This is a genomic window from Mesorhizobium sp. P2_E9, assembly GCF_056403815.1.
In genome coordinates this window covers 87,763-99,962 of the sequence record NZ_JBFUET010000004.1, presented here as the reverse complement: position 1 = coordinate 99,962, position 12,200 = coordinate 87,763, and the positions used below count along the sequence as shown (strand labels likewise).

Annotated in this window: 12 protein-coding genes and 1 tRNA gene; 6 read left to right on the top strand and 7 right to left on the bottom strand. The window is 61.7% G+C overall.

Going from position 1 to position 12,200, the window contains the following annotated elements; genetic code table 11:
• Positions 1-18 precede the first annotated feature (18 nt).
• The 3 genes from phaC to AC1D05_RS08870 all read left to right on the top strand — a co-directional run bounded on the left by phaC (position 19) and on the right by AC1D05_RS08870 (position 3,831).
• Positions 19-1,854, top strand: a complete 1,836-nt coding sequence (gene phaC, locus AC1D05_RS08880) for a class I poly(R)-hydroxyalkanoic acid synthase (RefSeq protein ID WP_477440118.1) — start codon at positions 19-21, stop codon at positions 1,852-1,854.
• A gap of 215 nt (positions 1,855-2,069) precedes the next feature.
• Positions 2,070-3,323 carry a YcbK family protein gene (locus tag AC1D05_RS08875; RefSeq protein WP_477440116.1) on the top strand — a complete coding sequence of 418 codons (1,254 nt, stop codon included), beginning with the start codon at positions 2,070-2,072 and terminating at the stop codon, positions 3,321-3,323.
• A 433-nt stretch (positions 3,324-3,756) separates the two neighbouring features.
• A tRNA-Glu gene (locus AC1D05_RS08870) sits at positions 3,757-3,831 on the top strand.
• Positions 3,832-4,811: 980 nt separating this feature from the next.
• Here the strand turns inward: AC1D05_RS08870 and AC1D05_RS08865 are convergent.
• From AC1D05_RS08865 to AC1D05_RS08855, 3 genes are read right to left on the bottom strand one after another with little or no spacing between them, the layout of a single operon-like run.
• The gene (locus tag AC1D05_RS08865; protein ID WP_477440114.1) at positions 4,812-5,222 is read right to left on the bottom strand and encodes a TadE/TadG family type IV pilus assembly protein; all 411 of its coding nucleotides are present in this window, start codon (positions 5,220-5,222) and stop codon (positions 4,812-4,814) included.
• A complete protein-coding gene (locus AC1D05_RS08860; protein ID WP_477440112.1) occupies positions 5,212-5,637 on the bottom strand; it encodes a TadE/TadG family type IV pilus assembly protein in 426 nt (141 codons plus the stop codon). The genes AC1D05_RS08865 and AC1D05_RS08860 overlap by 11 nt, the downstream gene beginning before the upstream one ends.
• A 21-nt stretch (positions 5,638-5,658) precedes the next feature.
• Positions 5,659-6,888, bottom strand: coding sequence for a pilus assembly protein TadG-related protein (locus AC1D05_RS08855; protein ID WP_477440110.1), 1,230 nt, complete (start codon positions 6,886-6,888; stop codon positions 5,659-5,661).
• 646 nt (positions 6,889-7,534) lie between these two features.
• On the opposite strand from AC1D05_RS08855, the gene AC1D05_RS08850 reads away from it, so the two are divergent.
• Complete coding sequence (locus tag AC1D05_RS08850) at positions 7,535-8,014, top strand: hypothetical protein (protein ID WP_477440108.1); 480 nt, start codon at positions 7,535-7,537, stop codon at positions 8,012-8,014.
• 378 nt (positions 8,015-8,392) lie between these two features.
• Here the strand turns inward: AC1D05_RS08850 and AC1D05_RS08845 are convergent, their stop codons facing one another.
• From AC1D05_RS08845 to AC1D05_RS08830, 4 genes are all read right to left on the bottom strand, one after another.
• The gene (locus AC1D05_RS08845; protein WP_477440106.1) at positions 8,393-8,656 is read right to left on the bottom strand and encodes a DUF6074 family protein; all 264 of its coding nucleotides are present in this window, start codon (positions 8,654-8,656) and stop codon (positions 8,393-8,395) included.
• Positions 8,657-8,860: 204 nt separating this feature from the next.
• Positions 8,861-9,157, bottom strand: a complete 297-nt coding sequence (locus AC1D05_RS08840) for a DUF982 domain-containing protein (protein ID WP_202322056.1) — start codon at positions 9,155-9,157, stop codon at positions 8,861-8,863.
• A 182-nt stretch (positions 9,158-9,339) separates the two neighbouring features.
• Positions 9,340-9,615, bottom strand: a complete 276-nt coding sequence (locus tag AC1D05_RS08835; RefSeq protein WP_477440104.1) for a hypothetical protein — start codon at positions 9,613-9,615, stop codon at positions 9,340-9,342.
• A gap of 76 nt (positions 9,616-9,691) precedes the next feature.
• Positions 9,692-10,108 (bottom strand): hypothetical protein, encoded by a 417-nt coding sequence (locus AC1D05_RS08830; RefSeq protein WP_477440102.1) that lies wholly within the window; start codon positions 10,106-10,108, stop codon positions 9,692-9,694.
• Positions 10,109-10,303: 195 nt separating this feature from the next.
• Between AC1D05_RS08830 and map the strand changes: the two genes are divergently transcribed.
• Together map and radC are read left to right on the top strand one after the other, a co-directional pair.
• Positions 10,304-11,131, top strand: coding sequence for a type I methionyl aminopeptidase (gene map, locus AC1D05_RS08825; protein WP_477440100.1), 828 nt, complete (start codon positions 10,304-10,306; stop codon positions 11,129-11,131).
• Positions 11,132-11,187: 56 nt separating this feature from the next.
• Positions 11,188-11,949 (top strand): RadC family protein, encoded by a 762-nt coding sequence (gene radC, locus AC1D05_RS08820; RefSeq protein WP_477440099.1) that lies wholly within the window; start codon positions 11,188-11,190, stop codon positions 11,947-11,949.
• Positions 11,950-12,200 lie beyond the last annotated feature (251 nt).

Below are 12,200 nucleotides of genomic sequence, written 5' to 3'. Positions count from 1 at the left end.
GGAGGAACCCCGCGAACCATGTCCAAAACACCCGATTCGGGCAAAACGGAAGATGACGAGCCTTCGACCGTCGAGCAATATCTGGTTAAGGACCCGGAACGTTTCGCGTTGAATATGGCGCGCATGGTCGAGCAGGCCGGCAAGGCGGCGTCCGCTTGGGCCGAACCGCGCGAACGCGGCGAAGTGCGCGACCACGTCGCCGAGCCGGTCGTCGACATGGTCAAGACCTTCTCCAAGCTCAGCGAATACTGGCTTGCCGACCCGCAGCGCGCACTCGAAGCGCAGACGCGGCTGTTCGCCGGCTATATGACCGTGTGGGCAAACGCCATCCAGCGTGTCAGTCCCAACGCCGAGGGCCCAGACGATGCGGTCAAGCCGGAACGCGGCGACAAGCGCTTCCAGGACCCTGAATGGGGCCGCAACGCCTTCTTCGATTTCCTCAAGCAGGCCTATCTCGTCACCTCGCGCTGGGCGTCCGAACTGGTCGATCACGCCGAAGGTCTGGACGAGCACACCCGCCACAAGGCGAGCTTCTACGTCAAGCAGGTGTCCAATGCCATCTCGCCGTCGAATTTCATCCTGACCAATCCGGAACTGTTTCGCGAAACCGTCGCTTCGAACGGCGAGAACCTGGTGCGCGGCATGAAGATGCTGGCCGAGGACATCGCCGCCGGCAAGGGCGATCTGAAAATGCGCCAGGCGGACTATTCGCCCTTCGAGATCGGCAGGAACATCGCCACCACGCCCGGCAAGGTGGTCGGCCGCAGCGATGTCGCCGAAATCATCCAGTATGATCCCACCACCGAGACGGTGCTGAAACGCCCGCTGCTGATCTGCCCGCCCTGGATCAACAAGTTCTACATACTCGATCTCAACCCGCAGAAATCCTTCATCCGCTGGGCCATCGAGCAAGGCCACACGGTCTTCGTCATCTCCTGGATCAATCCGGATGAACGCCACGGCGCCAAGGGTTGGGAGGCCTATATCCGCGAGGGCCTGCAATACGGCCTCGACACGATCGAGAGGGCCATCGGTGAACGCGACGTCAACGCGATCGGTTATTGCGTCGGCGGCACGCTTTTGGCGGCGGCACTGGCGCTGATGGCGCAGGAGGGCGACGACCGCATCAAGTCGGCGACCTTCTTCACCACGCAAGTCGACTTCACCTATGCCGGTGACCTGAAAGTGTTCGTCGACGAGGACCAGGTCGCGGCGGTGGAAAAGTCGATGAACGAAAAGGGCTATCTCGACGGCACCAAAATGGCGACCGCCTTCAACATGTTGCGCTCCGGCGACCTGATCTGGCCCTATGTCATCAACAACTACATGCGCGGCAAGGATCCCCTGCCCTTCGACCTGCTCTACTGGAACGCCGATTCGACCCGCATGGCTGCGGCCAACCATTCTTTCTACCTGCGCAACTGCTACCTCGATAACACGCTATCGCAGGGCACGATGGAACTCGCCGGCCACACGGTCTCGTTGGGCGACATCACCATCCCGGTCTACAACCTCGCCTCGAAGGAAGATCACATCGCGCCGGCGCTGTCCGTCTTCCTCGGTTCGAAATATTTCGGCGGCAAGGTCGACTATGTGATGGCGGGATCCGGCCATATCGCCGGCGTCGTCAATCCGCCCGCATCCAACAAATACCAGTATTGGACCGGCGGCACGCCAACAGGCGATTTCAACCAGTGGATAGCCAGCGCAACCGACCATCCGGGCTCATGGTGGCCGCACTGGCAAAGCTGGATAGAGGCCAAGGACAACACCCGCGTGCCTGCCCGCAAACCCGGCAAGCATATGAAAACCTTGGGGGATGCTCCCGGCAGCTATGTGAAGGTGCGTGTGTAACGGACTGTAATGTCTGGTGAGTTGACGGCCCGGTAAAAGCGGGCGAAATGGTGTCGTCAACCATCAAGCAGCCGCAATTCGGCAATCACTGCAAAAATACTTTCAGGCTTGCGGATTTGACACAGGTCTCGTTTCCGGATCGGAGACAAAGGTCACCTCGACGCAGACGTCTTAGGCTGCGGCAAGGATATACCGACCGGACATCGAGGGGGAATTTGACTTTGAAATCAGCAGGATGGAGCCTCGCAAAGGGAGAACGCCGCGCCATCGTGGCAGCGCTCTGCTCTGTGCTCCTAGCCTCCTGCACCTCGGCCGGCGACCAGACAATGTCGGTCGGCATGCCCGGCTACAATGCCTCCGCCTCGAACATCAATGCGGCCGCCACCGGAAAGGCGATCACCACCGCCGATTCGACATCGCAGACGACGACCACGCAAACGACCGTGATGAGCGAAGGCGACACGGCGCTGCCCGAAAAGGTCGCCTACGTACCTGTGGCCAAGCCGCAAGCCGCCTTTCCACTGACAACGCCGGCCGGCGTTGAAACGATCGCGGGACAAACGCCGCAGGCCTTGCAGCAGCCGGCCCAGACGGCGCAACAGACCGACGCGGTCGCCCAGAAGATCGCTGCCGCCGATGCCACCGTGACGACCCCGAAGCCGGCCGCCGCTCCGGTGATGAACAATCCGGTCTATGTGACATCAGGCGAGGCACTGCCAGCCGAGGCGCCGAAGAAGAAAGGCTTCCTGGCCTCGATGTTTGGCGCCACGCCCGCTTCGGCAACGCCAGCGCCCCTGGTCACCACCAGGTCGGGCGAACAGCCGGCCGCGCAAGCCAAGCCGGCAACGGCGGCAAAGCCGATCATCACGCTGGCCTCGGCCGACTCCACGGCAAAGCCGATACAGCTGGCCTCGACCGGTGACGAAGCCGGTCACATCACGGGCGGCGATGCCTTGCCCGGCGTGCGCCAGACCGCCCTGTTCGAGATCAAGCGCAAATCCGGCCTCGACGACGAAAGCGACGTCGACCTCAATGAGGACGAGGGCCCAATCGGCGGCAGCTATCAGGTTGCGTCCGCCGCCGGCATGGCCCGGCTGGCGCCCAACGGGCTGCTCAAGCAGAACGAGACCGTCGATGTCGCCTGCCTGAAACCGTCGCTGGTGCGCGTGCTGAAGACGATCGAAGGCCATTACGGCCGCAAGATGGTGGTCACCTCGGGCTATCGCGACCCGGCCCGCAACCGCCGCGCCAACGGCGCCAAGAATTCGCTGCACATGTACTGCGCCGCCGCCGACATCCAGGTGCCCGGCGTCTCCAAATGGGAGCTGGCGAACTATATCAGGACCATGCCCGGCCGCGGCGGCGTCGGCACCTATTGCCACACCGAATCGGTCCACGTCGACGTCGGCCCCGAGCGCGACTGGAACTGGCGCTGCCGCCGGCGCAGCGGCGGTGGTGACGACGGCTAACCGCACGTTTTGGCGGGGACCGGAGCCTACTGGCAGTCAAGGCCGTTCCGTCAATGTCGTTCCAGCCTCCTGAACATTCGAGATTGGCCGAAGCGTCCCCAACTTCGTCATCCACGGGCGGAGCAGGAGCGAAGCTCCGTCGTGAAGACCCGAGGATCCATGCCGCGCCCTGGCCAAAGAGTGCTGCGGAACCGAATTCTGCACCGCTGCGGCGTTTCAAAAGTCGCGGCATGGATTCTAGGGTCTGCGCCGCGTCGCTTCGCTCCTTGCACCGCCCTAGAATGACGAAGCGATGGGATATCGCCGCTAATGATCAGGCCGGTAGCCGTGACGAAACAGCCGTGTTTCCAAAGCCCGCAAAAAAGTTGTCCAAGGCGGCAACTGACGGGTTGCCGGTTGCGCACAACGTCAGTATAAGCCGCTTCGTCTGAGCGCGCCCATCGTCTAGCGGTTAGGACACCGCCCTTTCACGGCGGTAACAGGGGTTCGATTCCCCTTGGGCGTACCAGATCTTCCCAAAGACTTACCATCGACAACGTCCGCGACGTATCCGCGTCGAGTTTGGTGGAAACGCGCCGTTAACGTCGTTGGCGGGTGGCAGTATGTCGGTCCCGGCTCGAAAGTGTAAGTTCTGCATGCTCTCAGCCGTAGAGGCGGGAATGAACTTGCTGCGAATATCGCTTTTGGGCACAGCCATCGTCGCCCTGGTAGGACTATCGGCCGTACACGCTGAAGATAAGCCTGTTCCGCCAAACGGCGAAGGAACGCCACCGCAGCCGCCAGTCCATTGCGAGGGGCAAAATTGCCTGCCTCCCATCAAGGACCCCGTCCTCGACTGCAAGGGCCAGGATTGCAAGCCGGCGCCGGCGACCGACCAGACGCCGGGCCCGGAAATCCAAAAGGTCAAGTAGATGGCATCAGCCAGTTTCTGAGCTTCCGTGAGAACTTGGGAAACCGCACTGGCCTTGGATCAATCCGGAACCATTGGCGACGGTTCTTCGCACCGATACACCATGCACTGACCGTCACTGGCCGGGACATAATCAACCATTGGCACAGAAGGAGCATCGCACTCATTGCCGAACTGGCGGACATAGCGATCATAGGTGTTCGGTCCGGTGCTCAGCACAGCGGCATGTTGGCTCCGGATCAGGGCCTGAGTCTGTGTACACGTCATCTTCCGCGTGTCAGGCCGAGCGTTGGCGAAACTTGTGGCGGCAATCACCATCGCTGCCGTGCAAAGCATAGTCCTGCATGTGGGCATCGTGGCATCCTCGCAAATCTGGTAACATCCAAATTCGCATCTTATGACGCAGTTCCGCAACCATGGTGCTGTCACGATGCGGCGAGCGGGCCGCCATCGCCTCGATTTGGCGCGGCCTGAGCTTCCACCAAAAGCGCTCGACCAGAAAGCGCTGAGGATGTGGTCGAAAGCCTCGGATCATGCCAAGGGTCTCGAATAGCGAACATCCTGAGCGGCCCGCGAGCCTAACTGCCAACCAGCGGCACGGTAACGGTGGTGGCGTAGTTGATCGGGAAGGCGCTGAGATAAGGGAAGTCGACAACGAAGGCATAGGTGGCGGTCAGATGCGCCATGCGGAAGCCGCCGCTCGCCGGGTCGATGGCGATCGTCACGTTCACATCCTGCAAACCCAGGGCCTGCAATTTCTGCGTGGCAATCGCTTGGATGTCGGCCTGGGTCAGCGTGTTCTGAAGCTGCAGCGAGCGCGATGACGTCTCCAGCGTATAGCGGACGCTGGAGACGGAGTGCATCGACCAGCCCAGAGCGAAGATCCCGAACAGCAGTATGATCAGGAACGGCGCGATCAGCGCGAACTCCAACCCGGCCCCGCCCGATCGATCCCGCCTGAAGGCGCTTGCCCAAGAGCTAGCGGACACGGATCACCTCCAGGTGGCCAATGACACTTGGAGCAGAAAAGACACCGAAGGTGAAGGGCGGTGTCCAGGTGGCCGATGCCTGGATCTGGACAAAGACCGACGGCACCTTCGGCCCACTGCACAAGGTGGAAGCGTCAACCACGGTCGTCCCGCACATGTAGATGCGGCTTAGCGTGACCTGGCCGTCCGCCGGTCGCTTCTCCCAGCTCGAAATGGCAACAGCCTGCGTCGCCGTATCGCTGGTCGATCCTTCCATGACCAGGTTCGCGGCGGTCTTCACCCCGGCGCGCATCGACAGCGAACTCGTCACATAGGACCAGCCGTCGACGATGCCGAGCAGCGCCACACACAGGAAAGGCAAGACCAACGCAAACTCGACCGCGGCAACCCCCGCATCATCGTTCAGGATCGGCATCGATCGGCGTTCCACGGACGCTTACTCGACCAGCTCAACGGACTGCGCAGCCGGAATGTTGCGCATTCCGAGGCTCGAGCAATCCTGATTGATGGTTGAATTCCCTGACCATTGGATCAAGTCCGCAACGACCTGGGTGCACCCGTTTACACCGGAGAAATTGCCGAGATAGTTGACCTGCTGCCTGGGGAAATAGAGCGCCCCCGTCAGCAGCGAATCGGCCGTGCCGTTGAAGGTGCTCTGTCCGCCGGTGCTCGTTCTGTCGCCATACATCAGCACGCCGGAATAGATGCCGGAAGTCGGCGCGCTCAGAGTGACGGTGGCGTTGCCGTTCATCGAGACACGCGAGGCACCGGCGAGGTAGATGGTGACGCCGTCACCGGAGACGTTGGCGTTCGCATTCACTTTGAAATCGCCGCTCTGGATGACATAGACGCCAGGCTGCATCGTGACTGTCCCGCTAAGGCTGAGCCCATTGCAGTAGGTGCCGGGTTTCAGCGGCGACTTGTTGGCATTCTGGCAGGGGTTCGAGGCCGCCGGCGCCGGAACGTCTGCAAATGGATCGGCGGCGGGCAGCGCCTGCGTGATCGGGGCCGCGCAAACGGTCGTGACGGGATTGCTGAGAGAGACACCGCCTCCTGATATCAGGCAATCGGCCTGAAGGCCCGCCGAGCCCTGAAGCTTGATGGCATCCGAGGCGATCGAATTGGCCATGACCGAGCAGCCGATGAGCTTCACGCTGGTGTTGCCCGAAAAAAGCGCGGCCTGCGAAGCGGACGGATCGAGCGCGAGCACGCAAGCTTTCGAAGCGTCGGTGATAAGGGCCACCGCCCTCGCCTGCTCGGGAACCTGGCCTTGCGTGAAGATCGAGGTGAAGATCCGGTCGAGCTTCTGGCCGACGATGACCTCGACCGCTTTCTTCGCCGTGTTCGGTCCAGACGCCGGCGGCGTGTTGACGACGATCGTACCCGAGCCAAGCCCGTTCGTCGCTGCCGACTGGGTCGCTGCCGCGACGATCGTCGGCGTGTCGGAACCCGAGATTTTCTCCAGCGCGCCGGCATAGGCCGCGGCATCGGCCGTCGCCTGCAGTTTCAGGCTGTTGTAGTACCAGTAGGAGGTCTCCACACCGAAGCCGGCGGCGCCGACAACGATCGGCAGGCTTAGGGCGAAGATGGTGGCAACATTCGCCCTTGTACTCCGGCGTATGCCGGTCGCCATGACTCGAATTAGGGTGAAGCAATTGAAAGTCATAGTTTAAATTAGAAAGCACGCATATATGAAGGAACGGCTAAAAAAGTTCCGTTCATTTTTTGAATTGGCTTCAAACAGCGGCCCGCTGTTAGACCGGTGCACGCGACATCGCGATGAACAAAACTCGCGGCGGCCGTGCTCCCGCCCCCCAGCAGTGTGAGGCAACCTTCGCTCGCGACAGCCTTGGAGCTACATGTTGCTGGCCGGACGAACCGGAGGCGATGGGCGATGCACAATCCCCTGCCGCGGTTTAAGGGGAATGTCGGCCAAGGATGTACGAATCGGCTTGGTGGACAGCGAAAGGGACTTGCCACGGCCCTTCAACAGCTTGGCTGACATCTTCGCAACGAGATCTCGTATATCCATGGGCGCTCCTCCCGAGCAGCCCCCCGCCACCACTTAATTAGCAACGAAGCAACCTCTCCGCATTTAACTTTGACATATCGAAGCGGCGCAATGCCGCTCGATTGTCGGCCTCATCGGGTTCGGTGTTCCATTGGCGATTGCAAGCACCGGTCAGGCAGGATGTTGGTCCGAGATATCTGCGACATAGGTCTTAGATATCGCTTCATCAGCTTCTTCCCGGCCAATGCCGGAATAATCGAGCGACGGCCACGTTGCCTCCAGGTTAGCAAGGAGGACCATCATGCATAATTTGACTTCAAGGCGATTCATCCGTCTGGCATTGCGTGCCTCGACAGCGTTGGCTCTGACGGCAGCCCCCTATCAACTGAACCTTCACGCCGTGGCCAAGATCGGCCCCGCCGCAGCCTACGCGAAGGGGGAAGGTGGCGGTGGTGGCGGAGAGGGCCATGGCGGCGGCTCCGGTTCAGGCGGCAATTCCGGCCCCGGCGGCGGGGGAGATGACGGTGGCAATTCCGGGTCCAGCGGCCATGACAATGGGGCGGGCGACAACCATGACGCCAACGATGAAGGCCACGAGCATGTGAATCCGACGACCGGCGATAAGGTCGAAGTGGACGGCAACAAGGTCGAGGTCACTCATCCCGACGGAACCAAGGAGCAGGTCGAGAACGGCAAGTTCGAGATGAAGGATGCAACGGGCCGCACCATCGTCGAGCGCCCTGCCACTCCTGCCGACATAGCCCGTCTGCAGGGCGCCTAAGCCCAAAATACCTTGAGGCGGGGTTGGTCCATCAAGGGACCCCGCCTCTTCAATATCCCGCTTCGCGGATCAGGTCTTTAGCTGATATCAAACTGTGTTCCGGCCCCCGCGCGATTCTCGACGCCGCCACTTGGCCCCGTGCAGGTCGTTTCGACAGGGCCCGTCGAACCGACGAAGAGCGTCAGCGCCATGAGAATGGCCGCTACCGCCGCCCCCCCTGAAAGGCCGGGAAATCTCTGTTTCAGCCATCCAGAAACAACGCGAGACTCGGCTGCCATGTAAATTCGGTACAGTTAAAGCACAGAAACACGCAACAAAAGGCGTCGTTTACGCGCCATTGGCGTAAACGACGTAGCGTAATACAAAATAGTCTTTTCTTCAGGCGGAAAGAACTGGAGCCGCCTCAGCCGCCAGTCCAGCCGAAAGCTCTCTTTGCACGGCCAGGAAAAACCTGCGTACTTCATCACTGGCTGTTGCTCTGTCCCTGCCTGACCCTACAACGAGGTCAAGCAACTCGGCTGCCTTAGCCCTCCAGAACGAGGCTGCAGGTTCGCCATGCAGATTGTCGAGCTTGGCTGCAACTTCTCTGACTAGGAACAGCTGACGGTCGATTGGGAATGCACGGACTTTTTCTGGGGACATCTTCCAAACCCTGAGACTGACGCAACGAATCAACCATCGCCGAACAAGCAATGGCGTAGCCGCCAAGGTGGAAACGGAAGCTTAACGCCGCCATCGATGCGTCATCATGGAAGGACACACGCAATGATCCGCACGCGAGATCATCACGCGTTCAAGCGAAGTTGGTTGAGAGGCGGAGTTGGTCGATGACAGGCGAAGCAGCCGTCAGGCCTGCAGCGCCCTCGCCTCGCCGCCACGCTTGCGCGGCGCCATCATGTCGCTGGCCATCAGTCCGGTGACACGGCAGAACGCCATGAACGCGCGGCAGGCATCCTCGGTCTTGACCACGTCCACCGTGGCGCCAAAGCAGGCATTGAAAGCTTTCTGATACACCGGCCCCTGCCGGCGCGCCGGCCAGTCCTGGAGAAAATCCAGCGCCTGCTCGACGCTGTAAATCTCCTCGACGGGCAAGCCGGGGCCTTGCGCAATGCGCACCGGCACCTCGAATTGCAATCTGTCCATCAGACATCTCCCGAACTGGCGTCGCCCAAGCAACGCCGTTCGTCGTCAAAAGTTGCGTTACCCGATTTGTGGCACGCAAATGTGTCGTCACTGCGAAAACGGCCATTTTTGCTGCAAACGCGCCGAGGAAAGTTCTGCCGGCACCAGGTAGTCCGGCAGCACTTTCCAAGTTGGCGACGCGATTACTGGTTGGCCGGATCGGTCTCCGCGTCGAAGGCCATGCGCACCGCCGTCAGCAGAACATAGGCCGACGGCAGGGCGAACAAGGCGCCAAGGACGAGCGCTCCGCTTCCCGACAGATAGAGCGTCTCGGCGATCGCCCAATAAACGGTTCCGATGCAGATGAACGCCTGGACGGACAGGAAGGAAGCAGCCGAGGCCGCACGCGACAGGCTTTTGAATGTCTTGATACGTTGTTGCATTGCAATCATCCGAAAATGACGCGCCGCGCCACCCATGCGCGGCTCCTGGCCGCCGCACGGGTTGCGACGCGAATGGCTTGGAAATGGTGGTGAACGTGCGGTCCTGGACCGCTCAGGCCTGCGCAGACGGCGGCGCACGCGGCTGGTTGGTACTCGCGCTAGCGGCGGAGACCGTGCCAGATCCGGCAACAACAACCGCCGGCGACATCGGAGCGAGCCAAAGGAAAACAGCTTGCGGGGCCGGCAGCGCCGGATGACCGCCGACGAGCTTGGCCAGCACCGGCCGGGCGCTGCGAACCTCCAGGGCCTGGGCCTTGTTGGTGACGCTCAGCAGCGCCGCGACTTCGCCCGACCGTTCCAGGCCAACGCTGGCGCCGCCCTGGGCAGGGTCCGCGAAGGCGGGCACATCAGGCCGGCCGAGGCACAGCATCGCCAGCAGCACCAGGCCCATCAGACAGGAGCAGGCTGCCGTCAGCGGCGCTTCAAGCGATCTGGCGCGCTTTTGGGCTGGACGCGATCTCCAAAACATCGTCCCGCCCTAGCGCACGATGGCTGGAAAGGAAAGCAAACCGTGTAAAAACCGACGAGAGATCGCCCCGACGCGACGAATATCGCGACGGCTTGGGTTGCATCAGGCAGTTCTTCCTTGAACCTTTTGCCCTCAAGTGCCAAATCTGGTGGGATTTTCACGCCCGCTCAGCGCCCACCCTTCTATACGGACAAAATGGTCACCTATCTCGACGCCGCCACGGCCCCTCTCCGAAACACCGGCCAGATCCGCCTCTATGGCGAGGATGGTTTTGCCGGCATGCGCAAAGCATGCGACCTCACCGCGCGTTGCCTGGACGCGCTGGTGCCGATGGTCGCGCCCGGCGTCACCACGGACACCATCGACCGTTTCGTCTTCGAGTTCGGCATGGATCACGGCGCACTGCCGGCGACGCTCAACTATCGCGGCTACACGAAATCGTCCTGCACCTCTATCAACCACGTCGTCTGTCACGGCATTCCCGACAACAAGCCGCTGAAGGATGGCGACATCGTCAACATCGACGTCACCTATATCCTCGATGGCTGGCACGGCGATTCCTCGCGCATGTATCCGGTCGGCACGATCAAGCGCGCCGCCGAGCGGCTGCTCGAGGTCACCCATGAATGCCTGATGCGCGGCATTGCCGTGGTCAGGCCGGGTGCCCGCACCGGCGCCATCGGCGCCGCCATCCAGACTTTTGCGGAGGCGGAGCGCTGCTCGGTGGTGCGTGATTTCTGCGGCCACGGCGTCGGCCAGCTCTTCCACGACGCTCCGAACATCCTGCACTATGGCAGCGCCAATGAGGGCGTCGAGATGCGGCCCGGCATGATCTTCACCATCGAGCCGATGATCAACCTCGGCCGCCCGCATGTGAAAGTGCTGTCGGATGGCTGGACGGCGGTGACGCGCGACCGTTCGCTGTCGGCGCAGTACGAGCACACGATCGGCGTGACCGACACCGGCTGCGAGATTTTCACGCTCTCGCCCAACAACCTCGACCGTCCCGGTCTGCCGGCCTAGTATTTGATACACCGGGCGACGGCTTTGCCCGACTGATTGGCCGGATGCGGGGGCAGATGGGGAAAGCCAGCGACGACGACGAGCGGAGTTTCTTCTCCGAGGTGCCGATCCGGCCAGCGGCGAAGGCCAGGCCGGCTCCAGCCGAAAAACCTGGCTATCTCGGTCATCGCGACCGCTTGCGCGAGCGCTTTGCCTCGGCGGGTCCAGACGCCCTGCCCGACTATGAACTCCTCGAGCTCTTGCTCTTCCGGCTGATCCCGCGCGCCGACACCAAGCCAGCCGCCAAGGCGCTCCTGGCGCGCTTCGGCACGCTGGCCGAAGTGCTTGGCGCGCCCGTCAACCTGCTGCAGGAGGTCACGGGTATCGGCCCGGCGGTGGCGTTCGACCTGAAGGTTGTCGCGGCGACGGCCCAGCGCATGGCGCACGGCGAGGTCCATGGCCGCGAGGTCCTTTCGTCCTGGACGCAGCTTCTCGCCTATTGCCGCTCGGCCATGGCCTTCGAAGCGCGCGAGCAGTTCCGCATCCTGTTCCTCGACAAGAAGAACGCACTGATTGCCGACGAAGTGCAGCAGACCGGCACTGTCGACCACACGCCCGTCTATCCCCGGGAAGTGGTCAAGCGGGCGCTCGAACTCTCGGCCACCGCCATCATCCTTGTCCACAACCACCCATCAGGCGACCCGACGCCTTCGCGCGCCGACATCGAGATGACGAAGGAGATCATCGAAGCGGGCAAGCGGCTGGGCATCGCCGTGCACGACCACATCATCATCGGGCGCAAGGGCTACGCCAGCATGAAGGGCCTGCTGCTGATCTAGGGCAACGACCCGCATGCCGTCGAAGTCGTCTTCGCCGGGATGAAACCAGGCGCCTGCGTGGCCGTTGCCGTGCCGCGGATTGGCAACTAGGACCATAGTCCGGCCGACATGGGACTTCAGTACTGCAGCAGCTTCATGGCAATAATTTTTGTGAAATAACAAAAGGTTATGGCGCCTTCTGGTTTCCAGATCGCGTATTGAGACCGCATTTGTCTAAAGTTTACTCTGTACAGTTAGCAATTCCTCATACG